We start from the raw sequence: 26754 nt of genomic DNA on the forward strand, positions 1-26754 counted from the left end.
CAGGCGCTCAACCCAACTTCGCCTTTCAGTCAGGTCTCCCTGACCAAGTGGTCGGGTTTTCCGCAGCGGGGTGAATTCCTCTTAGCAATACAGCTTCCCTTACGTCATTTTGTCGGGGTGAAGAGGGTTCGAGGTAACCATGTCTGCTTTGCTTGGATACAGCCTGTGTTTGGGTGCGACGCTGATCGTGATCGCGGGAGATTTCGTTCTGAAATCCGCCGTTGATAAAGGTCACGCGCTGCATTCGCCGTCTGTCTTCCTAGGTTGCGTGCTTTACGCCGCTTCGGCAGCAGGTTGGTTTCTGGCTATGCGGCATGTGTCGCTGGCACAAACGGGCATGGCCTCGGCGCTTTTCACATTGATGGCTCTGGTGACGATGGGAGTCGTCCTGTTCGGTGAAAAACTCGCCTTGCGGGAAGTCTTCGGTATCGCGATGGCGGTGGGGTCGATGCTGCTCATGGCGCGCGTCGCGTAAGAGCCGGACGTTTTCGGGGGTGTGGGGCTTTCGAAGCGGATCGGGGCGGTGGGGTCTTCTTGCTCCTCCGCCCCAACCTGCGGTATCTCTTGTTTAGAAAACTACAAGAGAAAGCGAGCAGCATGGCCGACGATCTTCTGACGCCCCAGACCGATTCCTATGACGCCTCCTCGATCGAGGTGCTCGAAGGTCTCGAACCCGTGCGAAAACGCCCCGGCATGTATATCGGCGGCACGGACGAACGCGCGCTTCATCACATGGTGGCCGAGGTGCTCGACAACTCGATGGACGAAGCGGTGGCCGGTCACGCCAACCGCATCGAGGTCGAACTGCTCGCCGATCATTCCGTCGTCATCCGCGACAACGGGCGCGGCATCCCGATCGACCCGCACCCGAAATTCCCCGGCAAATCCGCGCTGGAAGTCATTCTCTGCACGCTGCATGCGGGCGGCAAGTTCTCGGGCGACGCCTACGAGACCTCGGGCGGTCTGCACGGGGTGGGCGCCTCGGTGGTCAACGCGCTGTCGGATTCGATGGTCGTTCAGGTCGCCAAAAACAAGGAGCTGTATGAACAGCGTTTCTCGCGCGGCATCCCCGAAGGTCCGGTGGAGAAAATCGGCGCGGCCCCGAACCGTCGTGGCACCACGGTCACCTTCCATGCCGACGAGCAGATCTTCGGTCATCACCGGTTCAAGCCCGCACGTCTGCTGAAGATGGTGCGCTCGAAAGCGTATCTCTTCTCGGGCGTGGAGATTCGCTGGAAATCCGAGGTCGATGACGGCGAAACGCCGACCGAGGCCACGTTCCACTTCCCCGGCGGCCTCGCCGATTACCTGACCGAGACGCTGAGCGGCGCAAGCACCTATGCCGACCGCCCCTTCTCGGGCAAGGTCGAGTTCCGCGAAAAGTTCAACGTGCCGGGCTCGGTCGAATGGGCGATCAACTGGACGCCGTCGCGCGACGGCTTCATCCAATCCTATTGTAACACCGTGCCGACGCCCGAGGGCGGCACCCATGAGGCGGGCTTCTGGTCGGCGATCCTCAAGGGCATCCGCGCCTATGGCGAGCTGGTGAACAACAAGAAAGCCGCGCAGATCACCCGCGACGACCTGATCACCGGCGGCTGCGCGCTGGTCTCGTGTTTCATCCGCGAGCCGGAATTCGTAGGCCAGACCAAGGACCGCCTTGCCACCGTCGAGGCGCAGCGTCTGGTCGAAGGCGCCGTGCGCGACCACTTCGACAACTGGCTGGCCTCGGACACGAAATCCGCAGGCGCGATCCTCGATTTCCTCGTGCTGCGCGCCGAGGAACGCCTCAAGCGCCGGCAGGAGAAAGAGACCCAGCGCAAATCGGCCACCAAGCGGCTGCGCCTGCCCGGCAAGCTCGTCGATTGCTCGGCCACGAACCGCTCGGGCACCGAGCTGTTCATCGTCGAGGGCGACTCGGCGGGTGGCTCGGCCAAGATGGCGCGCGACCGCAAGAACCAGGCGCTGCTGCCCCTGCGCGGCAAGATCCTCAACGTGCTGGGCGCGGCGAGCTCCAAGCTCGGCTCGAACCAGGAGATCAACGATCTGACACAGGCGCTCGGCGTGGGGCTCGGCACCAAGTTCAACGTCGACGATCTGCGCTATGACAAGATCATCATCATGACCGACGCGGATGTCGACGGCGCGCACATCGCCTCGCTTCTGATGACCTTCTTCTTCACCCAGATGCGCCCGATGATCGATCAGGGGCACCTTTATCTGGCCTGCCCGCCGCTCTACCGCCTGACCCAAGGGGCCAAGCGAGTCTATGTGGCCGACGACGCCGAGAAGGACGCGATGCTGGAGAAGGGTCTGGGCGGCAAAGGCAAGATCGACGTGCAGCGCTTCAAGGGTCTGGGCGAGATGGACGCGAAGGACCTGAAAGAAACCACGATGCACCCCGACACGCGCAAGCTGATCCGGGTCACGATCCACGACGACGAGCCGAACGAGACCGGCGATCTGGTGGAGCGTCTGATGGGCAAAAAGCCCGAACTGCGGTTCCAGTATATTCAGGAGAACGCGCAGTTCGTGGAGGAGCTGGATGTTTGAGGAGGCAAAGAGTCAAAGTATAGAGAGTTATGCTTTTCTCATTTGATCACGACGACTTTAGCAAGGCGCGCAGAGCGCTGTTCGTTTCTTCAGTCGTTTTATTGGTGGTACAAACTTCTCAAATTAGTGACGGGCCAATCAACCTCTTAGGGTTAGATATACAATTCACCCATGAACGACTAATTTTGTGGCTGAAACTGCTTGTTGTATATTTTTTCATGATCTTCTCTGTTCGAGTCTTCCAAGAGATTGATCGAAGGCACATTGATGACTTGGAGAAATTATCAGTTCAAGCGAAGAGCATCTATGGCTCGACCAACGAAGAGGAGCGTAAAGCTCTAACTATGATCTTCGATGGAATACAGAAGGTTAGAAGTGGAGAAATCAGCAAGCCGCGCCTAGTGTTTCAAACTAAGTTCGTGCTTTTCTTCCTTGCCGACATCGTTCCTCCAGTCGCAATTGCCACACTTGGGCTTACTTCGTGGGGCGAAAGAATTTTCGATCATTTTCTCTAGCGTTTTTCGCCATCGCCCGGGCGACCAGCCCGGGCAGCGCCCGACCCTCCCCCAGGGAGGGCGCATTGGCGATGCGGCCCACAGCCTCCCCGTCCTCCGGGCTTGCAAGATAAACCGCTCAAATCAGACGACAGCGAAGCGCCCACCCAGGGTCGGGCGCTGCCCTCATCGCTCGCCACACGCGCCCGTCCGGCCCTTCGCTTGCGCTCCGGGCGTTCTCCGGGGCGTCCTTCCACTGGAAGGCCGCTCTTCCCGGCTCACCCCTCCCCCCGGGAGGGCGCATTGGCGACGCAGCCCGCAGCCGCCCCGTCCTCCGGGCTTGCGAGATAAACCGCCCATACCAAACGACAGCGAAGCGCCCACCCAGGGTCGGGCGCTGCCCTCATTTCTCAGTACACGCGCCCGTCCGGCCCTTCGCTTGCGCTCCGGGCGTTCGCCGGGGCGTCCTTCCACTGGAAGGCCGCTCTTCCCGGTTCACCCCTCCCCCCAAGAGAGCGCATTGGCGATGCGGCCCACAGCCTCCCCGTCCTCCGGGCTTGCAAGATAAACCGCCCAAATCAGACGACAGCGAAGCGCCCCCTGCGCCGCGACTCGCGGCGCGTTCGCCGCTGAAGGCTCCCACTGGAAGCCTTCCGAGACGCGGCTCAACCCAAGGGTCGGGCGCTGCCCTCATCTCTCATCACCCGCGCCCGTCCGGCCCTTCGCTTGCGCTCCGGGCGTTCGCCGGGGCGTCCTTCCACTGGAAGGCCGCTTTTCCCGGCTCACCCCTCCCCCCAAGAGAGCGCATTGGCGATGCAGCCCACAGCCTCCCCGTCCTCCGGGCTTGCAATATAAACCGCCCAAACCAAACGACAGCGAAGCGCCCCCTGCGCCGCGACGCGCGGCGCGTTCGCCGCTGAAGGCTTCCACTGGAAGCCTTCCGAGACGCGGCTCACCCCAAGGCTCGGGCGCTGCCCTCATCGCTCGCCACACGCGCCCATCCGGCGCTCCGTTCGCGCTCCGGGCGTTCGCCGGGGCGTCCTTCCACTGGAAGGCCGCCATTCCCGGCTCACCCGTCCTCACTCGGAACAAGATGGACACGGGCTTGGATCATCTCCGGCTGCGCGATACCAAGGCGCGACACGTCACAACCTCCGGATCCCGACACATGCCCCAGATTTCCTCCCAAAGCCTCAGCGTCACCATCGCCGATTTGGGCGCCGAGATGCAGGGGCTGAGCTATCAGGGGCAGGAGCTGCTCTGGGAGGGCGACCCGGCCTGGTGGAGCGGGCAGGCCCCGATCCTGTTTCCCATCGTCGGCCTTCCCGCGCCCGAAGGGGTGACGATCGACGGCACGCCCCACGCAATCCCCAAGCACGGCTTCGCCCGCAACCTGCCCTTCCGCGTGACCGAGCTGACGCAAAGCCGCTGCTGCCACCTGCTCGAACCCTCGCAGGAGACCGCGGCCTATCCGTTCGAATTCCGGCTCGAGATCGTCCACGAGGTCGTGGGGGCGGAGCTGAGCGTCACCGCCACGGTCAGCAATGCAGGCGATCGGGAGATGCCGTTTTCCTTCGGCTTTCACCCCGCGTTCCGCTGGCCGCTGCCCGGCGCGACCGGCCCGCATCGGATCGAGCTGAGCAACGGGGCGGAGCCGGCCTTGGCGCGGCTCGCGGATGGGATGCTGGGGCGCGCGCGGATGCCCTCGCCCTTCACGGCGGGCGCGCTGACCCTCGATCCGGCGCAGTATGAAGACGATGCGATGATCTTCCCCGAAGGCGCGGGCGACGGGCTGCGCTACCACGCCGACGGGGCGCCGGTGCTCGATTTCCGCTTTTCCAACCTGCCCAATCTCGCGCTCTGGCAGAAGCCCGGTGCGCCCTATATCTGCGTTGAGCCGTGGCACGGGCTGCCTGCCGCGGAAGGGGCCGGGCCGGAACTGGCCGCGCGGCCCGACAGCATGATCTTGGCCCCCGGCGCCCAGGAGACATTCGCGATGACCCTGCAGGTGAGCGGATGATCCCCTACCTCGCCTATGGCTCCAACCTGCTGACTTCGCGGCTTGCCGCGCGCTGCCCCTCGGCCCGCGTGCTCGGGTTGGCGGAGGTCCCCGGACATTCGCTCGATTTCTCGAAGCGCGGGCGCGACGGGAGCGCGAAGGCCACGATCACCGAAAGCGCGGCGACCACCCAAGGGGTGCTGTTCGAGATCGCAGAGAGCGATATCCCCGCGCTCGATGCCGCCGAAGGTGCGGGGCTGCATTACGAGAAGTTTGCGCTGGTGCTCGAGGATGGTCAGCGCGCCTTCACCTATCGCGCCTTGCAGCGACAGGAGGGGATCGCGCCGTTCGAATGGTATCTGGCGCTGATCCGGGCGGGGCGGCGCGAGCATGGGCTGGGCCTGGACGATCTGGCGCATGTCGAGCCGATCCCCGACCCCGACCCCGACCGCCCCGGTTTCATCGCTGCACGCGAAGCGTTGGAACGCGCGGGCTATCGAGACTGGCGCAGCGCGCTCTGACCGATCGGGCGCACCGGCATGCCCGGCCCTGTCAGCACGGCGATCCCTGCCCCGACCAGCGACGACAGCTCCGGCCCGTCGCAATCCAAGCCCCCGGTATAGGTGCCGAAAGCGGGCAGGATCAGGTGATCGCGCCCCACCAGAAACGCCCGATGCGACCGCCGCGCGATCGTCGCTTTGGGATGGTAATGCCCCGAAAGGTCCGGTCCGGTGTCTGCGATATGGCGCAGCGTGAGCGGGCCGATTTGCGTTTCTTCCACGGTCTGCCCAAGGCCGATCGGGTCATGGTTTCCCGCGATCCAGAGCAGTTCGGTCTGCGCCGCGATGCGGGTCAGACGCCCCGCGATCTCGGGGGCGATCTCTCCCGCCGCCGCATCGTCGTCGAACGCATCGCCAAGGCTGATCAGCCGCGAAGGCCGCAGCCGCAGCACCTCAGCCTCCAGCCGGATCACCGTGTCGAGGCTCTCGAAAGGCGGCAAAAGCGCACCACCGCGCCGCGCCATCCGCTCGGACTTGCCCAGGTGAAGATCGGCCACGATCAGCGCCTCTTCCCCGGGCCAATAGAGCGCGCCCGATGGTTGCGCGATGAGCCGCTGCCCCGCGAAGGTGATCTCTCTCATTCCAGCCCCGCCTCGCGCATCATTGCCTGCGCCTCTTCTTCCATCAGCCGCGCCTCGCCCGTGCCGCCGCGAATGCCGACCTGCCCGTGCTCCAACAGCAAGGGCGCGGCCAGCGGCGTCACGTGCGGGGCGCGGATATGCACGATTCTCTTGCCCTGGGCCAGCATCTCCTCGATCCGTTCGAAATCGACGAGACCGCGGCTCGCCTCCTCGCGGGTGATGCGCAGCAGAAGGTGGTCGGGATCGTAGCGGCGCAAGGTGTCGTAAAGGATGTCGGACGAAAACGTCGCCTGTTTTCCCGATTTGCGCTGCCCCGGCAGGTTGCGCTGGATGAGGCCCGCGATCGTGGCAATGGAGCGGAAGGCGCGCTTCATCACCGCGTTGCTCTCCAGCCAGTCGCGCAGCCCTTCCCGTAGCCCATCGGCCGATAGCAACGGGGCGGGGTCTTCGACCAGATCGATCGACCAGATCAGCAGCGCGTAATCGGTGGCCACGAACCCGAGCGGCCCGAGCCCCGCCTGCTCCATCCGGTGCGTCAGCAGCAGCGCGAGCGTCTGATGCGCGTTGCGCCCGGCGAAACCGTAGAGGCAGAAGAACGCCCGCCCGCCGCGCAGAAAGGTCTCGCAGGTCAGCGTGCCGGGGGCGGGTAGCGTGGAAATCTCGCGCTGCAGCGCCAGCCAGTCGCGCGTGTCGGGCGGCAGTTGCTCCCAGTCCTCGGGCGTAGCGATCAGCCGTTGAACCCGCTGCGACAGCTCCAGCGAGGTCGCCATCTTCAGCCCCGAGAAGACGGCGATCTTCGGCTCGCGCGTGGCGGCATTCGTCACCTCCACGACCATCTCGCGCAGGCCCTCGTAGCGGACAACCTGCCCGCCGATCAGGAACGTGTCCCCGGGGGTGAGCGACGCGGCGAAGCCCTCCTCCACCTCGCCCAGAGGCGTGCCGCCGCGCCGGGATTTGCGGCGGACTTTCAGCTTCTCGGTCTCGGTGATCGTGCCGATATTCATCCGCAGATCGCGGGTCGCGCGCGGGTCGCGCAGCTGCCATTTGCCGTCGCGCTGAAGCAGCCGCTGCCAGCGATCATAGGCCCGCAGCGCGTAGCCGCCGGTGGCGCAGAACTCGAGACAGGCATCAAAATCGGCACGCGGCAGCTGCGCGTAGGGCCCCGCCCGCAACACCTCCGCATAGAGCGCATCCGCCTCGAACGGCCCGGCGCAGGCGGTCAGCAGGATATGCTGGCACAGCACGTCGAGCGGACCGCGCCAGCGCCGCCCGCCCCCGTCCAGATCGTTTTCGCGCACGGCCTCCAATGCGGCGGCGCACTCGACGATCTCGAAACGGTTCGCGGGCACGATCCGGGCGCGCGAAGGCTCGTCATAGCGATGATTGGCGCGCCCGATCCGCTGCACGAGGCGTTTGACGTTCTTCGGCGCGCCGACCTGCAGGACAAGATCGACATCGCCCCAGTCGAGCCCCAGATCGAGCGAGCCGGTGCAGACCACCGCGCGCAGGGTGCCTCTGGCCATCGCTTCCTCGACCTTGTGGCGGGCCTCGCGTGAGAGCGAGCCGTGATGCAGCCCGATCGGCAATGCGTTGTCGTTCACCTCCCAGAGCGCTTGAAAGAACAGCTCCGCCTGGGCCCGTGTGTTGAGGAAGACGAGGCTGAGCCGCGCGTCCTCGATCGCTACCATCACGTCGCGCGCCGCGTGCCGCCCGCCGCCACCCGCCAACGGTGCGGGACGCTCGGTGGGCAGCATCTCGATATCGGGGGGCGGGCCGGGATCGGCCATGATCACCCGCGCGCCGCCGATGAAATCTGCGAGCGCTTGCGGGGCCTCGACCGTGGCCGACAGCCCTGTGACGGTCAGGTCGGACGACAGGCTGCGCAGTCGCGCGACGCCCAGCATCAGCTGATCGCCGCGTTTGCTTTCGGCCAGCGCGTGGATCTCGTCGAGCACCACCCGCTTCACCCCCGCGAAGATCTTCGGCGCTTCCGGGTAGGACAGCATCAGCGCGAGGCTCTCCGGCGTCGTCAGCAGGATCTGCGGCGGATCGACCCGCTGACGGCGACGCTGCGTGGCCGATGTGTCGCCGGTGCGATCCTCGATCCGCAGCTCCAGCCCGATTTCGTCCACCGGCGCGCGCAGGTTGCGGGCGATGTCCTTGGACAGCGCCTTGAGCGGCGAGACATAGAGCGTGTGCAGCCCGTCATAGCCCTCGGCCAGATCGACGAGCGACGGCAGAAACCCCGCCAGCGTCTTGCCGCCCCCGGTCGGCGCGATCAGCAGCGTATCTTCGCGCGCCGACAGCACCTCGAGCTGATGCCTGTGCGGTTGCCAGCCGCGGCTGGCGAACCAGTCGGCGAAGCGTTGCGGCAGGAGGGGCGTGGCGGCGGTGTCAGGCATCGCGTGAAAGGTAGGCGTGAGGAGCGGATGCGCAAGCTTTGCGGCAGCTCTTGGCGCGGGCGGCTAGCCCGGGCCGCGCCCGCCCCTTCTTTAAAGCAATCAGCCTTTGCGCCGCGACGCGCGGCGCGCTCGCCGCTGAAGGCTTTCCTTGGAAGCCTTCCGAGACGCGGCTCACCTCAACATCTCGCACCATCGCACACCCCACCCGCGCCATCTCGCCACTGTTCATTGGGCGATCCATGTTATATTCAGGCCCGCGACAGGAAATTGCCCGAGTCCCCTCGGGCGCGACAGAAACGGAAATCTTATGGCCTTTTATCGTTCCCGTAGATCCACCCATGGCCGCAACATGGCGGGTGCGCGCGGTCTGTGGCGCGCCACCGGCATGACCGATGACGACTTCGGCAAGCCGATCATCGCGGTCGTGAACTCCTTCACTCAGTTCGTGCCCGGCCACGTCCACCTCAAGGACCTCGGCCAAATGGTCGCGCGCGAGATCGAGAGCGCTGGCGGTGTCGCGAAGGAATTCAACACCATCGCCGTCGATGACGGGATCGCGATGGGCCATGACGGGATGCTCTATTCGCTGCCCTCGCGGGAAGTGATCGCCGATTCCGTGGAATACATGGTCAACGCGCATTGCGCCGATGCGATGGTCTGCATCTCGAACTGCGACAAGATCACCCCCGGCATGATGATGGCCGCGATGCGTCTGAACATCCCGGTGATCTTCGTGTCCGGCGGTCCGATGGAGGCCGGCAAGGAAGGCGCGGAAATCATCGGTCACGACCTCGATCTGGTCGACGCGATGGTGGCGGCTGCCGACGACAAATATTCCGACGAGGACGTGCTGGCGATCGAGAAGGCCGCCTGCCCGACCTGCGGGTCGTGCTCGGGCATGTTCACCGCGAACTCGATGAACTGTCTGGCCGAAGCGCTGGGTCTGGCACTGCCGGGCAACGGCTCGATGCTGGCCACGCATGCCGACCGCAAGGAGCTGTTCCTCGAGGCAGGCCGCAAGATCGTCGAGATCACGCGCCGCCATTACGAGCTGGAAGACAAGGGCCTGCTGCCGCGCGAGATCGCGACGTTTGAAGCCTTCGAGAACGCGATGAGCCTCGATATCGCGATGGGCGGGTCCACGAATACCGTGCTCCACCTGCTGGCGATCGCGCATGAGGGCAAGGTCGACTTCACGATGGAAGACATCGACCGCCTCTCGCGCAAAGTTCCGGTGTTCTGCAAGGTCGCACCGGCGAAGCAGGACGTCCATATGGAAGACGTGCACCGCGCCGGCGGCATCATGGGTATCCTTGGCGAGATGAACCGCGCCGGTCTGATCCATCAGGACGTGCGCACCGTGCATTCGGAAACGATGGCCGAGGCGCTCTCGAAATGGGACGTGATGGTCGCCAATGACGACGCCACGGATCAGTTCTACCGGGCAGCGCCGGGCGGCGTGCGCACCACGCAGGCCTTCTCGACCGAGAACCGCTACAAGGAGCTCGACCGCGACCGCGAAAACGGCGTGATCCGCACCGCGGAACATGCGTTCTCGCAAGATGGCGGTCTCGCGGTTCTCTACGGCAATATCGCCGAGCAGGGCTGCATCGTGAAGACCGCGGGCGTCGACGACTCGATCCTGAAATTCTCGGGCCCGGCGAAAGTGTTCGAGAGCCAGGACGACGCGGTGTCGGGCATCCTGACCGGCAAGGTCGTCGAGGGCGAGGTGGTCATCATCCGCTACGAGGGCCCGCGCGGCGGTCCGGGGATGCAGGAAATGCTCTACCCGACCTCGTATCTGAAATCGAAGGGCCTCGGCGCGAAATGCGCGCTGCTGACCGACGGGCGGTTCTCGGGTGGCACTTCGGGGCTGTCTATCGGTCACGTCAGCCCGGAAGCGGAAGAAGGCGGCACGATCGGTCTCGTCGAGACTGGCGATATCATCGAGATCGACATCCCGAACCGCACGATCAACCTCGCCGTGGCCGACAATGTTCTGGCCGCGCGCCGCGAGGCGATGGGGCCGCTGCCGTGGAAACCGGCAGAGCCGCGCAAGCGCGCTGTCTCGACCGCGCTCAAGGCCTATGCGCTGCTGGCCAGCTCGGCGGCGAAGGGCGGCGTGCGTATCCTGCCCGAGTGATCGCACCCTAACGCGAATTGGAATGGCCGCCTCTCGGGGCGGCCGTTTTCATTCAGGCGGCATCGCTTTCGGGCAGGCTTTCTTCCCAACCGAGCCGCTTGCGGATCGCATGGGCGAGGTAGCTCATCGCCAGGGCCGAGGCCCCGCCCAGCACCGTGCCCGCGACCCGGCCCCAAGCGTTCGACAAAGGTGCATCATTGCCCATCGAGACCATCACCACGATCAGCGCGGTCAGGAAGGCCACAAAGGTCGGGTAATGCGCGGGCGGCGCAAATAGGATCGCTGTCACGCCGAAGATCACATAGAGCCCCGGCATCACGACACTGTCCGGCCCGAGCCACAGCACAAGCAGGCTCGCGCCCAGCCCGCCTGCGAGGGTCGCGAGGCTGCGCACCAGCACCCGGTCCCATGTCATGCCGGGACGCGGGCGCAGCATCAACAGCGCCGAGAGCGGCGCCCAGTAGGGATGGTTGATCGAGAAAGACACTGCGACCCCGTATGACAGGCCCACCGCCCCCATCGCCTGCAGCCCCTGACCGATCAGCGAGTTGAGCGGCGCAACGCCATCGGGCGGCACCTGCCCATCGAGCTTCGGCCCCGTCTTCGGCGCGAAGTGTTTCCAGATCACCCGCACCGCCTCTTCCACCGCCAAGACCCAGACCATCGCGCCGCCGACCGCGAGCAGTACCGGCCCGGGCGACGGGATGAACTGCACGAGGAAGGTCGAGAGCGAGAAGAACAGCCAGCTTTGCAGAAACAGCCACCACAGGCTCATATCGCGGCGCGAGAGCAGGCCAACGGCGAACGCGCCAAGCAGCATTCCCGGCACGCTCAGCGCGACGCCGCCTATCATGACCTTCGCGGCGATCATCCCCGCAAAGATCCCGACCAATTTGCCCGCAATGTCGAGGAAGGTGACCGGCCAGCGCCGATTACGGATCGACTTCCCCTGCCCCGTCGAGGTCGCGAACCCGGCCCCCAGCGCCGCCAGTTCCTGCCCGCGCGGCAGATCGAGCGACAGCACGATCGCGACCAGCCCGCTCAGCGCAAGCGCCGCGGGCAAGCCGCGCGACCAGCTCAGCTTGGACAGCTGCGAGATTGAGATATCGGACAGCGACACCGTACATCCTTTCGATGCAGGCAAAGCGCCTTACCGACGCGCTGGTTCCCCGCTAGACGCCGATCCGGTCCAGCAGCCCCGCCACCATTCCGTGATAGCCCGACCCGAACAGGCGCAGATGCACCAGTGCGGGCCAGAGCTGATAGATCGCCCGCCGCGCCTGCCAGCCGGGTTCAAGCGCGCCGTAGCCAGCGGCGAATTCCGGCCCGGGCGCGCCGAAGAGATGGAGCATCGCGAGATCGACCTCGCCGTCACCGTAATAGCAGGCCGGGTCGATCAGCCCGCTCAGATGCCCTTGGTCGGACAGCACATTGCCCGCCCAAAGATCGCCATGCAGCAAGGACGGGAACGGGCGCGGCGGCAGATGCTCGTCGATCCGCGCGGCGAGCGTCTCGACACGGCGCGCAAGCGGCGCGGGCAGTTCGGGCAGCGACGGGCGCAGCCGTGCCTCGGCCCAGAACTCGGGCCATGTCGGGCGCGCTGCATTCGGGATCGGCACCGGGCCGAAGGCGTAATCGTCGGGCCAGCCATAGGGCGCCTCATCCGGTGCCCCCGGCGCGCGGTGCTGGCGCAAGAGCGCCTCGCCCAGTTCCAGCCACCCCGCGCCCCGCAGCCCGCCGCTCTGCGGCAGGGCTTCCATCACGAGGCAGCCCCGAGAGGCCGCGATCACCTTCGGCACCCGCGCACCCGCCTCAGCGAGCGCACGCAGCATCTCCGCCTCGATCTCGGGGTGAGGCCCGCCCTTGGCGATCACCCGCTCTCCGGTCGGCAGGTCCAGCGCCAGCACCGGGCTCAGATCACCGCCCGCCAGCGGCTCGGCCCGTCGCGGGGTGATTTCCAGCAGGCGCGCGGCCTCTGCCAATATCCGCGCCGTTTCGTCCATGTCGCCCTCCTGTTTTCGGTCGTTTGCCTTTTCTTGCGGCACCACAGGCGAATATCCGCTCTGTACGACAGGATTACGGTTGCGTGACGGGTTCCATCCGGTGCAAATGCCCAATGTTGCCGTCGATCAGCCTCCCCATGGCGGGTCAGTCCTTTGTGCAGCATAGACATTTTGGACGCCTTCGTGCCGAGACAATGCGTGCAGCGCGCTCGGGCCGGAGGATTTGTCCGTTTCTGTCCCTCGGGGGGCAACACGAGACCCTGACGGAGATATCCCCACACTCGTCTCCGTCGGGTAGCAGCCGCCGCGAACCCCTTGCGGCGGCTGCGTTTAGCCCCGGCCCCGGTCAGCGCAGGAAGTTGTCGCGCATCAGCGAGACCACCTCATCGGCACGCCCGTTGAGCACCGCCTTGACGCCGAAGAGCGCGGTGGAGCCTACCTGTGCCGGTTTGATCTTCGGCGGCATCACCAGCTCCATCCGGTTCACCTTCACGTCGAGCAGCGCGGGCCCCGGTGCGGCGAGCCAGTCCCGCACCGCGCCGTCGAGCTCGGTCGCGCTCTCGACCCGCATCCCTTCCATGCCGATCGCGCGCGCCATCGCGCCGAAGTCGGGATTGTGCAGCTCGGTGAAGGCGTCGAGCATCCCCTCCACCCGCTGCTCCATCTCCACGAAGCCGAGCGAGGCGTTGTTGTAGACGAGCAGTTTCACCGGCAGTTTCTCCTGCACCAGCGTCAGCAGGTCGCCCATCAGCATGGTCATTCCGCCATCGCCGCACATCGCGATCACCTGACGCTCGGGGTAGGCCTCCTGAATGCCCAGCGCCTGCGGGTAGGCATTGGCCATCGTGCCGTGCAGCAGCGAGGTCAGGAAACGCCGCTCGCCATTGGCCGAAAGGTGGCGCAGCAGCCAGACCATCGGCGAGCCGCCATCTGCGGTGAAGATCGCATCCTTCGCCGCGAACCGGTCGAGCAGCTCGGTCAGGTGCTGCGGGTGGATCAGGCTCGGGTCGGGTTCTTCCGCGCTCTCCAGATACCCCTTGAGGTCCTCGGCATAGGCTTTCAGCGCCCGATCCAGATGCTTGCCGGTCTCGCGCGGGACAAGGCGCGGCAGCAGCGCGTCGATCGTGTCGCCGACATCGCCCGCAAGTCCCAGATGGATCGGCGCACGCCGTCCCAGCCGCGTGGGATCAATGTCGAGCTGCACAATCTTGGCCTTGCCCGGATAGAACTGCGTATAGGCGAAATCGCTGCCCAGACAGAGCAGCAGGTCGCAATCGCCCATCGCCTCCATACCCGCGCGATTGCCCAGGATCCCGGTCATGCCGACGTTATTGGGCATGTCCGGCTCGATGAATTCCTTCGCCCGCGTCGTATGCGCGACCGGCGCAGCGAGCCGCTCCGACAGTGCCCGGATCTGCGCGGCCGCCCCGCGCGCGCCGATGCCCGCGTAGATCGTAATCCGCTCGGCCTCGGCGATCATGCCCGCCAGCGCGTCCAATTCTGCCTCCGACGGGCGGATCACCGGCTGCGGCCAATGCACGGCCCATTGCAGGTCGTCCTTCGTAGTCTCGCGGAACATGTCGCCATTGACGATCACCACCGCGACGCCGCCCTTGGTCAGCGCCGCCTGCGCCGCCTGCGCGGTGATCCGGCGGGCCTGATCGGGATGGCTGATCCGTTCGCAGAACACCGAAGCCTGCTCGTAGATTTTCTTCTGATCGACCTCCTGCGGGAAGCCCAAACCCTCCTCCGCGCGCTCGATATTCGAGGCGATCAACACCACGGGCGCGCCGTTGCGGTGGCTCTCGAAAATGCCGTTCACGAAATGCAGGCTCCCGGGCCCGGTGGTCCCCGCGCAGACCGAAAGCTCCCCGGTCATGTAGCTCTCGCCACCTGCCGCGAGCGCGCCGACCTCTTCGTGGCGCACATGGACCCAGCTCAGGTCCGAGCGGCGCACCGCATCGGTGAAATGGTTGATCGTGTCGCCCACGATGCCGTAGACGCGCTGCGCCCCCGCCGAGACCAGGGTTTCGGCGATGATGTCGGATACGCTCTTGCTCATGTCAGGCCTCTTTCAATTCGGCTTTGTGATGCAGGCTGGTGCGCTTGGCATCGAGGTCGATGCGCGGCTTGAAGCTGTCCGCATCGGCCGCCTCCCACCAGTCCGCGTAATCGGTGCTGCCCGGATCGTCGTTGAGGATGTTCGCGGGCAAAAAGGGATAGATCTTGTCGATGGTGCGGGCCTCGCGCACGGCAGTGCGATGCACGATGTGATGGGGCTGCAGCTCGCTCGGATGCTCCAGCCCGGCGGCCGCGACGATGTCGGCAAGCGCCTCCAGCGTCTTGGCGTGAAAGCGCGCGGCACGGGGGCCCTGCACCTCGGGCACGAGGCCGCGCTGACGGCTCTTGTCCTGCGTGGTCACCCCGGTCGGACAGGTGCCCAGATGGCACCGCTGCGCCTGAATGCAGCCGATCGAGAACATGAAGGCCCGCGCGGCATTGCACCAATCCGCCCCGATCGCGAGGTTCTGCGCCAGCCCATAGCCGGAATAGACCTTGCCGGACGCCGCCAGCCGCACCTTGTCCTTCACGCCCGCGCCGACCAAAGCGTTGCGCATCAGAACGAGCCCGTCGATCAGCGGCATCCCCACATGATCCGACAGCTCCAGCGGCGCGGCCCCGGTGCCGCCCTCGGCCCCGTCGACGACGACGAAATCCGGATAGATGCCGGTCTTCTGCATCGCTTTGACAACCGCGAAGGCCTCATGCGGCTGACCGATGCACAGCTTGATACCCACGGGCTTGCCGCCCGAGAGATCACGCATCTTCGCCGCGAATTCCATCATCTGCGCGGGCGTCGAAAACGCCTTGTGGCCGCGCGGCGAGAGGCAATCCTGATGCGCGGGCACCTTGCGGGTCTCGGCAATCTCCTTGGTGACTTTCGCCGCAGGTAGCAAGCCGCCGTGGCCGGGCTTCGCACCTTGGCTCAGCTTGATTTCGGTCATCTTGACCTGATCGCGGCTCGCCTGCTCAGCAAACAGCTCCGGGTCGAAATTCCCCGCATCATCGCGCGCCCCGAAATAGCCCGAGCCCAGTTCCCAGACGATGTCGCCGCCATGGCTCTGGTGATAGGGCGAGAAGCCCCCCTCGCCCGTGTCGTGGTAGAACCCGCCCTGTTTCGCGCCAAGGTTAAGCGCCTCGACCGCCTTGGCCGACAGCGCCCCGAAGGACATGGCCGAGATATTGAGCACCGAGGCCGAATAGGGCTTGGCGCATTGCTCGTTGCCGACCGTGATGCGTGGGCTTTTGTCGGGATGCTCGGCGGGCGCGATGGAATGGTTCACCCATTGGTATTCGGCGCCTGCCACGTCGCGCTCAGTACCGAAGGGATGCGTATCGGTCTGCCCGCGGGCCCGCGCATGGACGAGGTTGCGCGCCTCATAGGGGTAGGGTTTGCCCTCCAGATCGCCTTCGACGATATAGGCGCGCAGGAAAGGCCGCAGATCATAGGCGAGCCAGCGGATGCGCGCCGCTCCCGGATAGTTGCGCGTGATCGTCCAGTCCTTCTGGAAATAGTCATAAAGGCTCAGCGCCAGAAGCGGCACCGTCACAAGCAAAAGGATCAGCCACCAAGGGCTGATCCAGACGGCCAGCGCGAGCGCCAGCACAGATACCAAGAGCGAGCCGAGAGGGACGATGTTGCGGATGATGCTGTTCATGGCGTCCCTCCCGGCTCTGCGTGGCTCAGATTGTCGCCTTGGCGCCTTTCGGCCCGACGAGCAGCCAGATGATGAAGCCGATAATCGGCAGGATGACGATCAACAGGATCCACAACACTTTCTTGCCGGTGGATTCGCCCGAGCCAAGGATCGACACGATGGCCCAGATATCGAGGATGAGGACGACGAGGCCCCCGATCATGCTCAGCATAACTTCACTCCTTTATCGGTTTTTTCCGGCACTTACCGGCGTTCCTTGGCAGGGAAACTTGCGCCTTCAGCGCTTTGTTCCCCGTTTTCCCCGATTCAAGCGGAAGTGATTGATCGCCAAGGCGGTCGCGCGCGTAGAGCGGCCGCCTTGGCATTGGGATCGCGCCTTCGGCTCAGCGCCCCGGCGTCAGCTTGCGGATCAGGACGTAGAAGGCGGGCACCATGAAGACGCCGATGAAGGTCGCGGCCGCCATGCCACCCAGCACGCCGATCCCAATCGCGTTCTGCGCCGACGCCCCTGCCCCGGTCGCGATCGCCAGCGGCACCACGCCCAGCATGAAGGCGAGCGAGGTCATCAGGATCGGGCGCAGGCGGAGCCGCGCCGCCTCGATGGTCGCGGGGATCAGCTCCTTGCCCTCGGCCTCGAGGTTCTTGGCGAATTCCACGATCAGGATCGCATTCTTCGCCGCCAGACCGATGGTCGTGAGGATACCCACCTTGAAGTAGACGTCATTCGACTGCCCGAAGACCCAGGCCGAGACCAGCGCCCCCAGAACCCCCACCGGCACGGCCAGCATCACTGAGAGCGGGATCGACCAGCTCTCGTAGAGCGCGGCAAGGCAGAGGAAGACGACCAGCACCGAGAGGGCGTAAAGGTAGGGCGCCTGATCGCCCGACTGGCGTTCCTGATAGCTCAGCCCCGTCCAGGCGACCGCGTAGCCGCCGGGCAGGTCACTGACCAGCTGTTCCATCGCGTCCATCGCCGCGCCGGAGCTTGCGCTGTCCGAGGCCTGGCCGGAGATCTCGATCGCATTGGCCGCGTCATAGCGCGACAGTCTCGGTGCGACGGAGACCCATTTCGTCGTCGCGAAGGATGAGAACGGCACCATCTCGCCCGACGCGTTGCGCGCATACCAAGTGTCGATATCCTCCGGCTGCATCCGGTAAGGCGCATCCGCCTGCACGATCACCGGGCGCAGATTGCCGTTGAGATCGAAGTCGTTCACCGATCTCCCGCTGAAGATCACTGAAAGCATCGAATTGAGATTGCTCAGCGTCAGCCCGAAGCTTTCGGCCTTCTGCTGGTCGATATCGAGCTGCAGTGCCGCTTTGTTCTCGTCGCCGCTGACGCGGACATTGGTCAGGCGGCTGTCGGATTTCGCCGCGGCCACGAGCTGCTCGCCCGCCTCCTTCAAGGCCGTCGTGCCGTTATTGCCCTGATCCACCAGATACATCTGGAAACCCGAGGAGTTGCCGATACCGCGGATCGCGGGCGGTTGCAGGAAGAAGACCTGCCCCGCGCGCAGCCCCGCGAAATGCGCATTGGCCCGGCCCGAGATGGCGGCAGCGGTCTGATCCGCGCCGGTACGGTCGTCGAAATCCTTGAGCTTGGCGAAGACCATCGCGGTGTTCTGCCCTCCGCCGCCGAAGGAGAACCCGAGCGTCGCGAAGACCGACGACACATCCGATTTCTCCTGCGTCAGCAGGTATTGCGTGATCTGGTCGACCACATCCGACGTCTGCGCCGTGGTCGACCCCTCGGACAGATTCACCATCGCCATCAGCACGCCCTGATCTTCCTGCGGCAGGAAGGACGAGGGCAGCCGCGTCATCACGCCCCAAGCACCCGCCAGCACCAGCACGAGAACCAGCGCCATCAGGAAAGGTTTGCGCACGATACGGGCCACCGCGCTGGCGTAACCGCCCTGCATCTTCGCGAAGCCGGTGTTGAAGGCGCGCGCAGGCGCAATCGCGCGACCCGTCGAAGGCCGCAGCAGCTTTGCCGCCAGCGCAGGCGTCAGGATCAGCGCGACCACGGCGGAGAGCACCATTGCGGTGATGATCGTCACAGAGAACTGCCGGTAGATCACCCCCGTCGAGCCCGGGAAGAACGCCATCGGCAGGAACACCGCCGACAGCACCAGCGCCACCCCGATCAGCGCGCCAGTGATCTGGCTCATGCTCTTTTCCGTCGCTTTGAGGGGGCTGAGCCCCTCCTCCTCCATCACGCGCTCGACATTCTCCACCACGACGATCGCGTCATCGACCAGCAGGCCGATCGCCAGCACCATCGCGAACATGGTCAGCGTGTTGATCGAATAGCCCGCGACCAGCAGCACCGCGAATGTGCCCAGCAGCACGACGGGAACTGCGACGATCGGGATCAACGTCGCGCGCCATTTCTGCAAGAAGACGAGGATCACCAGCAGCACCAGCACGATCGCCTCGGCCAGCGTGTGATAGACCTTCTCGATGGAGAGCTGCACGAAGGGCGAGGTGTCATAGGCGATCTGAAATTCGACGCCTTCGGGCAGCGACGACGACATCCGGTCCAGCGTCGCGCGCACCGCAGACGCCGTATCGACCGCGTTCGCGCCGTTCGCGAGGTTCACGCCGAAGCCCGCTGCGTTCATGCCATTGAACTTGGAATTGCTGCCGTAATCCTCCTGCCCGATCTCGATCCGCGCCACGTCGCCCAGATAGACCGCCGAGCCGTCGGCCTCGGTCTTCAGGAGGATCTTCTCGAACTGCTCGACCGAGGTCAGCTGGCTCTGTGCGGTGATCGTCGCGGTGAATTGCTGCCCGTCGGTCGTGGGCAGATCGCCGAGCGAACCGACCGAAACGGTGGTATTCTGCGCCTGCACGGCCGAGGTCACGTCGGTCGGCGTCAGCTGATATTGCTCGAGCTTGTAGGGATTGAGCCAGACCCGCATCGCGTAGCCAGAGCCGAAGACATTGATCCCGCCCACCCCCGAGGTGCGCTCGATCGCGCCTTTCACTTCGGTGTCCAGAATGTTGCCCAGCTCGACGGTCGAATATTTCCCATCGGTCGAGACCAACGCGCCGACCATCAGGATATCTGAGGACGAGCGCGACACGCTCACCCCGGAGGTTTGCACCGCATCGGGCAGCGAATTCTCGACCTTGCGGATCTTGGTCTGCACCTCGTTCTCGGCGTCGATCGGATCGACCGAGCCGTCGAAGGTCAGCGTCAGCCGCGACGAGCCCTGATTGGACGAGCTCTCCATGTAGAGCAACCCGTCGAGCCCGGTCAGCGAGTCCTCAATCGGAGTCGTCACCGAGTTCTCGACCGCCTGCGCAGTGGCCCCGGAGTAGCTCGCGGAGATGCGGATCGTGGTCGGCGCGACTTCCGGATATTGCGAGACGGGCAGTTGGGTGATCGCGTAGCCGCCGGCGAGCATCGTCACCAGCGCGAGCACGATCGCGAAGACGGGGCGATGGATAAAGAAACGGATCATGTTGAGCTTACTCCGCCTTCGCCGTGTCGTTGGCTGCGTCGGCGGAATTGTCGGAGCTATCCGTGGCATCCTTCACAACGCCCTGCGCGTTGATCGTCACCGGCACCGTCTTGATCTCGGCCCCGTCGCGCAGGTTCTTCAGCCCGTCGAGGATCACCTGATCGCCGTTCTCGATGCCGTCGGTCACGATCCACGCGTTCTGATAGGTGCCCGCCGTCGTCAGCGTCACCTTCTTCGCCGCGCCATCGGCGGCGATAAAGGCCGAAAGCGAGCCATCCCCTTCCCGCGTCGTCGCGCGCTGCGGCACGAGGATCGCCTGCGTCGTGCCCAACGTGATCTTCGCGCGCAGGAACTGGCCCGGCAGGATCATTCGGTCGGCATTGTCGAACTTGAACCGGAAATCGACCGTGCCCGTTGTCGAGGAGACAGTCGCACCGGGGCTGACAAGCGTGCCGGTGCCGTCATATTCCTCACCCGTCTCCAGCAGCAGCGAGACCTTCAGCTGATCGCCGCGCTGCAAGGAGCCTTGGTCAATCCGCTGGCGCACCCGCATGATCCGCGCGGCACTTTCCGAGACATCGACATAGATCGGATCGAGCCGCGTCACCGTCGTCAGCGCATCGGACTGGTTCGCAGTGACCAGAGAACCGACCGAGACGTTCGCCACATCCGGATAGCCGTCGATTGGCGAGCGGATCACCGTGCGGTCGAGATTGAGCTGCGCGGTCTGCAGATCGGCCTCGGCACTCAGCGCGGAGGCTTTTGCTTGCGCGAGCGTAACCCTCGCCGTCTCCAGATCGCTCACCGAGATCGAGGTCTTCTCGAGCTTGGTGTAGCGGTCCACTTGCGATTGCGCGGCCTGCACATTGGCGTCGGCGCTCGCCTTCTCGGCCTCGGCGGCAGTCAATTCGGCCTGATAGGTGTCGTCGTCGATGTGAAACAGCGCGTCGCCCGTCGCGACCTTGTGGCCCGCCTCGTAGTCGATAGAGGCAATGGTGCCCGCAACGCGCGGGCGGATATCGGTCTGCTCATAGGCCACGGCGCGGCCCGGCAGGGTGACGGTATAGGGCACGGATTGCGTCTCGACCCGCTTCACGCCGACCTCGGTCGCGCCTTGTGCGCCGCCCGGCATTCCCTGCGCCAGCGCGCCCGTTGCAATTGCCACGGCCACCAGCGTCCCCACCGCCGCGCGCGACGTCCACTTACCTAAACCCATTCCTGTCGTTCTCCTGTCCGCAGCCCGTTTGATCCGGGGAATTCGGTTTTCCTACGGTAGGCTCCGGACATTCTGTCGCCACGTGTGCGAGAGCGGACTTGCGCCCTGCACATGGCTGGACCGGCAACAAGGGGCAGCGAAGCGCCCCTTATGCTTGTTATTATTCAATGGAATAGCAGAGTTTTGAACGCATCTCACCCTTACGCGAGACCGTCCTCAGGCACTTGTTCCGGCGCCTGAAGAGGATATCACGATATCGCGATGAGGCAGCCCAGGGCGCATGTCACCGAGCCGTTCAGTTCAACGTACCGGGCGAGGCGAAACCGTATTTGTGGTAGATCTTCTGCCCGTCGCTCGAAGTCAGGAAGGTCACGAAATCCTTCGCGGCTTCCGGATGTGGCGCCGCCTTCAGCACGCCAGCCGTATAGGTCAGAGTCGAATTCTCGCTATCGGGCAGCTTGACCATATCGATGCCTTCATCCGCCCGCTTGGAGTGGAACTCGGCCTCCGTCAGCCAGACCGGCGCGGCATCGGCGAGCCCCGCCATCACCCGCATCGGCGACTGGCGATGGTGGATATGGGTCAGGTAGGTCGCGCCGTCCTGGACCTTGTCTTTTATGATCTTGTCGTCGAGCGCCTGCCCGCCTGCCTTGACGTAGCTTTTCTCGATCACCTTCGCGATGCCCTCCCAATCGGGGTTCGGCATCGTGACGCGGGTCGCAGGATCGGCCAGATCGGCGAGGCTCTGGATATGCAGCGGATTGCCCTTCGCCACCATCAGCGCCAGTTCGTTATCGGCATAGTCCTGCAAATCGGAGAAGGCCTTCTCGTCCTTCTGCATCGCCTCCATGGCGCCCTTGCCGCGGGTCAGCACATCGGGCTTCATCGCGATACGTAGATTGCCGATGGCGAAGGCTCCGTCATGGTTCTTCACCGCATCGAGCAGGATGCCCGGCGGCAGGGTGACGTAGAAGATACGCTTGTATTGCGGATAGGCGCGCTGGAAGGCAGCGATCAGGTCCTGCACCGCCATGTATTGATTGCCCGCGAAATAGATCACCAGTTGCGGATCGACGATATCGCCATGCAGGTCGGGAAGATTGTTCACCTCCGGCACCGTGAAGTTCTTCGCATCCGAAGGCGGATTGTCCCAAGGCGCGAAGATGCTGGCCGAGCGGTTGAAGGTCGTCGGCTGGTCGGTATAGCCCGAAAGCTCCTGCCAGCTTTGCCCATCGTTGGACTCGGCCTGTGCCATCGGCGCGGTGAGCGCCAGTCCTGCAGCCACGGCGAGCGCGGTTGTCCTGAGCGATGCCATCGTGATTTCTCCTCCCTGTTGTGATGATGCAGCGCGAAATATCGCCGCACTCACTTCAGCCTAAGGTGGAGTTCACACCCGCCCACTCACGTCTCACTCACAGGCCCTCTCTTTCGCGCGAGGTCCTGTGTCATTTATTGAAAAGGGGCGCCGAAGCGCCCCTTTTCCATCTCGGTCGGTCCGATCAGCGCCTCACAGCGTGATGCGGTAGAGCGCGAAGCCCCCCTCGCCGTCGCCCGCCGGTTCGATATCCAGACCCCGCGATTTGACGTCTTCGAGATAGGTCTGCGCCTTGGGCCCGGTCTCGAACAGTACCGTGGCGCCCCCCGCAGGCGCGAAGGACCAGTTGGCGTCGGCCTTCGGATTGATCGTGCCCTTGTCGTGGATGTAGCGCACGATCACGTCGCGGTTGGTGTCGGGCGCGCGATAGATCACCGTCGAGCCATCCGCACCGGGGAAGCTGCCGCCACCCGACGCGCGGTAGTTGTTCGTGGCGATCACGAACTCGGCCTTCGGGTCGATCGGCTTGCCGTCATATTTCAGATCGACGATGCGGTTCGTATCGGCGTTCACCACCGCGCCGTCCTTGTCGAACTTGGCGGGCTGGGTGATGTCGATCTGATAGGTCACGCCGTCGATCACGTCGAAATTGTAGGACGGGAAATCGGGGTTCAGCAGCTTGGCATCCTTCGCGCCGGGCTCAACCTGGTTGAACATGCCCGCCGAGCGCTCCAGCCAGTCCTTCACCTGCGCGCCGGTGACTTTCACCGCCTGCAGCGTGTTCGGATAGAGATAGAGGTCGGAGACGTTCTTGATCGCCACCGGGCCTTTGGGAACGTCGGTGAAGTAATCCGGGCCGCCGCGCCCGCCCGCCTTGAACGGCGCTGCCGCCGAGAGGAGCGGTAGCTTGCCTTCGGGCGTGCCCTCCAGCAGCTTCTTCACATACCAGAGCTGTGCATTCGAGACGATCTGGACCGACGGATCATCGGCCACCAGCGCGAAGTAGGAGTAAAGCGGCGCCTCGGTCTCGCCGACCTTGGCGCGGACATATTTCAGCGTCTCCTCATGAACCTGATCGGTCGCCGCGAGGATCGGTTTATAATCGGTGGTGAGCGGCGTGATCGAACGATCCTCTCCGCGTGCGAAGATCGGACGAATTTCCGAGGTATGGCTGTCGATCTTCCACTTGCCGCCGTCGCGGCTCAGCATCAGGTCGACCAGGCCCATATGGTTGCCCCAGAAGCCCGCCTGCACCGCCGGCTTGCCCTGCAGCGTGCCCTTGTCATTGTCGATGCCGGGGCCGGAGAAATCCTTGCCGGGGAAGTTCAGGTGCTGGTGCCCGGTGATCACCGCGTCGATCCCGTCCACGCCCGCGAGGTAGAAGGCGGCGTTCTCCATCCCGTCGCTTTGCGGTCCGTTGTCGATGCCCGTATGGGCGAGCGCCACGATGAGATCGGCGCCCTCTTCCTTGATCTGCGGCACCCAGGCTCTCGCGACCTCGACGATATCGCGGGTCTGGTAGTTCCCTTCGAGATGCGCCCGGTCCCATTGCATGATCTGCGGCGGCACAAAGCCGATCACGCCGATGCGGATCGGCATCTTGTTCCCCGCCCCGTCGGTCAGGTCGCGATCGAGGATCAGGTAGGGCGGCAGGTAGAGATCATCCTCACGCGGAGACGCCCCGAGCTTATGGGCGAAGTTCGCGCAGACCATCGGGAAGTTCGCGCGGTCGTTCACCTTCTTGAGGAAATCCATCCCGTAGTTGAATTCGTGATTGCCCAGCGTGCCGCAATCATAGCCCAGCAGGTTCATCCCCGCGATGACCGGATGGGTGTCGCCCTCTTTCATCCCCTTGGAATAGGCGATGTAATCGGCCATCGGGTTGCCCTGCATGTAGTCGCCATTGTCGAACATCATCGTGTTCGCGGCTTCCGCGCGCACGCCTTCGATCAGCGTCGCGGTGCGCGACAGACCGACCGTGTCGACGGGCTTGTCGGCATAATAGTCATAGGGCCGGATGTGGCAGTGAATATCGGTGGTGCACAGAAGGCGCAGGTGGGCCTGCCCTTCGGCGGCGCGCGCCGTGAACGGGTGGACCAGCGTGAGACCGCCCGCAGCGGTGGTGGTGATCAGGAATTGGCGACGCGAAATAAGCGACATAAGGGGGATCCTCCGAGACAATTGGCTCCTTGCCGGAGCGCTCTATCCGAGGATCGTAACAGTGCTTTGACCGTCTGGATAAATACCTTGACGTAAAGCCGTGCAAATTGGCGTGAGCGGGCGGGGAAACCCCGCCCGCCGCACAAGAATTCAGCTCTCCGAGAGTACAGCCTGCACTTCCGCAGCAGGGCCGGGGTGGTGGCAGAAGACCTGCCGTCCGGCGACCTCCTCGGTGGGCGGGGTCGTGGCACAGATCTCGCTCGCACGCGGGCAGCGAGTGCGCAGCGGGCAGCCCGATGGCGGGTTGAGCGGGCTCGGAAGATCGCCTTCCAGAGCGATCAGGGTCTTGTTGCGCTCGATCTCCGGGTCGGGGATCGGCACCGCCGACAGAAGCGCCTGCGTATAAGGGTGCTGCGGCTCGGCGAAGAGCTTCTCGGTCGCGCCCGCCTCCATCATCTGGCCTAGATAGAGCACCATCACCTCGTCGCAGACATGGCGCACGACGCTCAGGTCATGGGCGATGAAGATGATCGTGAGCCCGAGATCGCGGCGCAGGTCTTCGAGCAGCGCGATCACCTGCGCCTGAATCGAGACGTCGAGCGCGGAAACCGGCTCGTCGCAGATCAGGAGCTTCGGCTCCACCACGAGCGCGCGGGCGATGCCGATACGCTGACACTGCCCGCCCGAGAACTCATGCGGGTAGCGGTTGATCTGGTTCGGCAGCAGGCCGACCTTCTCCATCACCTCGCGGACCTTCTCCTTGCGCTCCTTGCGGCCCATCTTCGGGCGATGGGTGCGCAGCGGCTCGGCAATGATCTCGCCCACGGTCATACGCGGGTCGAGCGAGGCCAGCGGGTCCTGAAAGATCATCTGGATGTCGGAGCGGTATTTCAGCATCTGGCGCGGCGAGAGCGGAAGCAGATCGGTCTTACCCTGCCAGATGATCTCGCCCTCGGCGGGCAGCATCTGGATCAGCGCGCGGGCCAGCGTGGACTTGCCACAGCCGGACTCGCCAACGATGCCGAGCGTCTTGCCCTGCTCGAGCTTGAAGCTCACACCATTGACCGCGCGCAGTTTCGGCGGCTCGGTCCAAGGCAGGTCCGAGGCGCGGCGGATGTCGAAAGTGACCCGAACGTCGCGGGCCTCGATCAGCGGGGTCGTCATGCGGCGGCCTCCTCGATCGTTTCAATGGAACGGTGACAGGCGCGGGCGCGGCCCGGCGCAAACTCCGCCAGCGGCGGCATCACGTCGGCACAGGCCTCTTCGACGAAATCGCAGCGCGGACAGAACGGGCAGCCCTTCGGCGCGCCGGTCATGTTCGGCGGATTGCCCCGGATCGGGGTCATCGCGCGATCCGCATCCAGACGCGGCAACGCGGCCAGCAAGCCCTTGGTGTAGGGATGGGTCGGGTTGGCGAACAGGGGATCGACGGGCGATTGCTCCATCACCTGACCGCCATACATGACGATCGCGCGCTCGCAGAAGCCCGCGACCACGCCGAGGTCATGGGTGATCAGCACGGTCGCCATGCCCAGCTCGCGGCGCAGCTCGCCCAGCAGGTCCATGATCTGCGCCTGCACGGTCACGTCGAGCGCGGTGGTCGGCTCGTCCGCGATCAGCACGTCGGGTTTGCACAGAAGCGCCATCGCGATCATCACGCGCTGGCGCATCCCGCCCGAGAATTCGTGCGGGAAGAGGCGCACGCGGTTCTTCGCGTCCGGGATCTTCACCAGTTCGAGCATTTGCGCAGCTTCGGCCACGGCGGCGCGCTTGCTCAGCCCCTTATGCAGCATCAGCACTTCGGCCATCTGGTGCGAGATGCGCATATAGGGGTTGAGCGCGGTCATCGGGTCCTGAAAGACCATCGAGATCCGGTCGGCGCGCAGCTTGTTCAGCTCGGGTTCGGGCAGGTTCAAAATCTCCCGCCCCTCGAATTTCACCGACCCCGAGGCCTTCCCATTCGCGGCCAGCAGCCCGAGGATCGAAAAGCTGAGCTGCGATTTGCCCGAACCGGACTCGCCCACGATGCCCAGCGCCTCGCCGCGCTCCAAGGCGAAGCTGACGCCGTTGACGGCGTGGACCTCGCCCTCCTGCGTTCCGAAACGAACATTGAGGTCGTTGACTTCCAACAATGGCATA

Annotated in this window: 19 protein-coding genes; 6 read left to right on the plus strand and 13 right to left on the minus strand. The window is 64.8% G+C overall.

Going from position 1 to position 26754, the window contains the following annotated elements; genetic code table 11:
• Positions 1-139: 139 nt before the first annotated feature.
• From BMI89_RS01540 to BMI89_RS01560, 5 genes are all read left to right on the plus strand, one after another.
• Positions 140-475: a hypothetical protein gene (locus BMI89_RS01540; protein WP_143593785.1), complete on the plus strand. Its 336-nt coding sequence runs from the start codon at positions 140-142 to the stop codon at positions 473-475.
• 122 nt (positions 476-597) lie between these two features.
• Positions 598-2553, plus strand: coding sequence for a DNA topoisomerase IV subunit B (gene parE / locus BMI89_RS01545; protein WP_078569553.1), 1956 nt, complete (start codon positions 598-600; stop codon positions 2551-2553).
• 29 nt (positions 2554-2582) lie between these two features.
• Positions 2583-3068, plus strand: coding sequence for a hypothetical protein (locus tag BMI89_RS01550; RefSeq protein ID WP_078569554.1), 486 nt, complete (start codon positions 2583-2585; stop codon positions 3066-3068).
• Between the two features lie 1147 nt (positions 3069-4215).
• Entirely contained in the window at positions 4216-5067 is an 852-nt protein-coding gene (locus BMI89_RS01555) for an aldose 1-epimerase family protein (RefSeq protein WP_078569555.1), read from the plus strand.
• Positions 5064-5567, plus strand: coding sequence for a gamma-glutamylcyclotransferase family protein (locus tag BMI89_RS01560; protein ID WP_078569556.1), 504 nt, complete (start codon positions 5064-5066; stop codon positions 5565-5567). The genes BMI89_RS01555 and BMI89_RS01560 overlap by 4 nt, the downstream gene beginning before the upstream one ends.
• Here the strand turns inward: BMI89_RS01560 and pdeM are convergent.
• Positions 5540-6187 carry a ligase-associated DNA damage response endonuclease PdeM gene (gene pdeM / locus BMI89_RS01565; RefSeq protein ID WP_078569557.1) on the minus strand — a complete coding sequence of 216 codons (648 nt, stop codon included), beginning with the start codon at positions 6185-6187 and terminating at the stop codon, positions 5540-5542. The two genes, BMI89_RS01560 and pdeM, sit on opposite strands and share 28 nt — an antisense overlap.
• The gene (locus BMI89_RS01570) at positions 6184-8589 is read right to left on the minus strand and encodes a ligase-associated DNA damage response DEXH box helicase (protein ID WP_078569558.1); all 2406 of its coding nucleotides are present in this window, start codon (positions 8587-8589) and stop codon (positions 6184-6186) included. The genes pdeM and BMI89_RS01570 overlap by 4 nt, the downstream gene beginning before the upstream one ends.
• A 307-nt stretch (positions 8590-8896) precedes the next feature.
• On the opposite strand from BMI89_RS01570, the gene ilvD reads away from it, so the two are divergent.
• Positions 8897-10732 (plus strand): dihydroxy-acid dehydratase, encoded by a 1836-nt coding sequence (gene ilvD, locus BMI89_RS01575; RefSeq protein ID WP_078519789.1) that lies wholly within the window; start codon positions 8897-8899, stop codon positions 10730-10732.
• 52 nt (positions 10733-10784) lie between these two features.
• Here ilvD and BMI89_RS01580 read toward each other — a convergent pair whose 3' ends face one another.
• From BMI89_RS01580 to BMI89_RS01630, 11 genes are all read right to left on the minus strand, one after another.
• Positions 10785-11852: an FUSC family protein gene (locus BMI89_RS01580; protein ID WP_078569559.1), complete on the minus strand. Its 1068-nt coding sequence runs from the start codon at positions 11850-11852 to the stop codon at positions 10785-10787.
• A gap of 52 nt (positions 11853-11904) precedes the next feature.
• Positions 11905-12735, minus strand: a complete 831-nt coding sequence (locus BMI89_RS01585) for a fructosamine kinase family protein (protein ID WP_078569560.1) — start codon at positions 12733-12735, stop codon at positions 11905-11907.
• 346 nt (positions 12736-13081) lie between these two features.
• Positions 13082-14797 carry a thiamine pyrophosphate-dependent enzyme gene (locus tag BMI89_RS01590; protein ID WP_078569561.1) on the minus strand — a complete coding sequence of 572 codons (1716 nt, stop codon included), beginning with the start codon at positions 14795-14797 and terminating at the stop codon, positions 13082-13084.
• Between the two features lies 1 nt (position 14798).
• The gene (locus tag BMI89_RS01595; RefSeq protein ID WP_078569562.1) at positions 14799-16454 is read right to left on the minus strand and encodes an FMN-binding glutamate synthase family protein; all 1656 of its coding nucleotides are present in this window, start codon (positions 16452-16454) and stop codon (positions 14799-14801) included.
• 25 nt (positions 16455-16479) lie between these two features.
• Positions 16480-16665, minus strand: coding sequence for a PLDc N-terminal domain-containing protein (locus BMI89_RS01600; protein WP_078569563.1), 186 nt, complete (start codon positions 16663-16665; stop codon positions 16480-16482).
• Between the two features lie 172 nt (positions 16666-16837).
• Entirely contained in the window at positions 16838-19924 is a 3087-nt protein-coding gene (locus BMI89_RS01605; RefSeq protein ID WP_078569564.1) for an efflux RND transporter permease subunit, read from the minus strand.
• 7 nt (positions 19925-19931) lie between these two features.
• On the minus strand, positions 19932-21140 hold the full coding sequence (locus BMI89_RS01610; RefSeq protein ID WP_078569565.1) for an efflux RND transporter periplasmic adaptor subunit: 1209 nt from the start codon (positions 21138-21140) through the stop codon (positions 19932-19934).
• Between the two features lie 295 nt (positions 21141-21435).
• Positions 21436-22455, minus strand: coding sequence for a substrate-binding domain-containing protein (locus tag BMI89_RS01615; protein WP_078569566.1), 1020 nt, complete (start codon positions 22453-22455; stop codon positions 21436-21438).
• Positions 22456-22647: 192 nt separating this feature from the next.
• Positions 22648-24615 (minus strand): bifunctional 2',3'-cyclic-nucleotide 2'-phosphodiesterase/3'-nucleotidase, encoded by a 1968-nt coding sequence (locus tag BMI89_RS01620; RefSeq protein ID WP_078569567.1) that lies wholly within the window; start codon positions 24613-24615, stop codon positions 22648-22650.
• A gap of 150 nt (positions 24616-24765) precedes the next feature.
• Positions 24766-25779 (minus strand): oligopeptide/dipeptide ABC transporter ATP-binding protein, encoded by a 1014-nt coding sequence (locus BMI89_RS01625; RefSeq protein WP_078569568.1) that lies wholly within the window; start codon positions 25777-25779, stop codon positions 24766-24768.
• Complete coding sequence (locus BMI89_RS01630) at positions 25776-26753, minus strand: oligopeptide/dipeptide ABC transporter ATP-binding protein (RefSeq protein ID WP_078569569.1); 978 nt, start codon at positions 26751-26753, stop codon at positions 25776-25778. Before BMI89_RS01630 ends, BMI89_RS01625 begins: the two co-directional genes overlap by 4 nt.
• Position 26754 lies beyond the last annotated feature (1 nt).

The sequence above is a fragment of the Thioclava sp. F36-7 genome (assembly GCF_002020075.1).
GTDB classification, from domain to species: Bacteria; Pseudomonadota; Alphaproteobacteria; order Rhodobacterales; family Rhodobacteraceae; genus Thioclava; species Thioclava sediminum.

Bases quoted from the DNA above. Each gene is read 5' to 3' on its own strand.
- BMI89_RS01540 (WP_143593785.1), top strand. From the start codon at position 140: ATGTCTGCTTTGCTTGGATACAGCCTGTGTTTGGGTGCGACGCTGATC.
- parE (WP_078569553.1), top strand. From the start codon at position 598: ATGGCCGACGATCTTCTGACGCCCCAGACCGATTCCTATGACGCCTCC.
- BMI89_RS01550 (WP_078569554.1), top strand. From the start codon at position 2,583: ATGCTTTTCTCATTTGATCACGACGACTTTAGCAAGGCGCGCAGAGCG.
- BMI89_RS01555 (WP_078569555.1), top strand. From the start codon at position 4,216: ATGCCCCAGATTTCCTCCCAAAGCCTCAGCGTCACCATCGCCGATTTG.
- BMI89_RS01560 (WP_078569556.1), top strand. From the start codon at position 5,064: ATGATCCCCTACCTCGCCTATGGCTCCAACCTGCTGACTTCGCGGCTT.
- pdeM (WP_078569557.1), bottom strand. From the start codon at position 6,187: ATGAGAGAGATCACCTTCGCGGGGCAGCGGCTCATCGCGCAACCATCG.
- BMI89_RS01570 (WP_078569558.1), bottom strand. From the start codon at position 8,589: ATGCCTGACACCGCCGCCACGCCCCTCCTGCCGCAACGCTTCGCCGAC.
- ilvD (WP_078519789.1), top strand. From the start codon at position 8,897: ATGGCCTTTTATCGTTCCCGTAGATCCACCCATGGCCGCAACATGGCG.
- BMI89_RS01585 (WP_078569560.1), bottom strand. From the start codon at position 12,735: ATGGACGAAACGGCGCGGATATTGGCAGAGGCCGCGCGCCTGCTGGAA.
- BMI89_RS01590 (WP_078569561.1), bottom strand. From the start codon at position 14,797: ATGAGCAAGAGCGTATCCGACATCATCGCCGAAACCCTGGTCTCGGCG.
- BMI89_RS01595 (WP_078569562.1), bottom strand. From the start codon at position 16,454: ATGAACAGCATCATCCGCAACATCGTCCCTCTCGGCTCGCTCTTGGTA.
- BMI89_RS01600 (WP_078569563.1), bottom strand. From the start codon at position 16,665: ATGCTGAGCATGATCGGGGGCCTCGTCGTCCTCATCCTCGATATCTGG.
- BMI89_RS01605 (WP_078569564.1), bottom strand. From the start codon at position 19,924: ATGATCCGTTTCTTTATCCATCGCCCCGTCTTCGCGATCGTGCTCGCG.
- BMI89_RS01610 (WP_078569565.1), bottom strand. From the start codon at position 21,140: ATGGGTTTAGGTAAGTGGACGTCGCGCGCGGCGGTGGGGACGCTGGTG.
- BMI89_RS01615 (WP_078569566.1), bottom strand. From the start codon at position 22,455: ATGGCATCGCTCAGGACAACCGCGCTCGCCGTGGCTGCAGGACTGGCG.
- BMI89_RS01620 (WP_078569567.1), bottom strand. From the start codon at position 24,615: ATGTCGCTTATTTCGCGTCGCCAATTCCTGATCACCACCACCGCTGCG.
- BMI89_RS01625 (WP_078569568.1), bottom strand. From the start codon at position 25,779: ATGACGACCCCGCTGATCGAGGCCCGCGACGTTCGGGTCACTTTCGAC.
- BMI89_RS01630 (WP_078569569.1), bottom strand. From the start codon at position 26,753: ATGCCATTGTTGGAAGTCAACGACCTCAATGTTCGTTTCGGAACGCAG.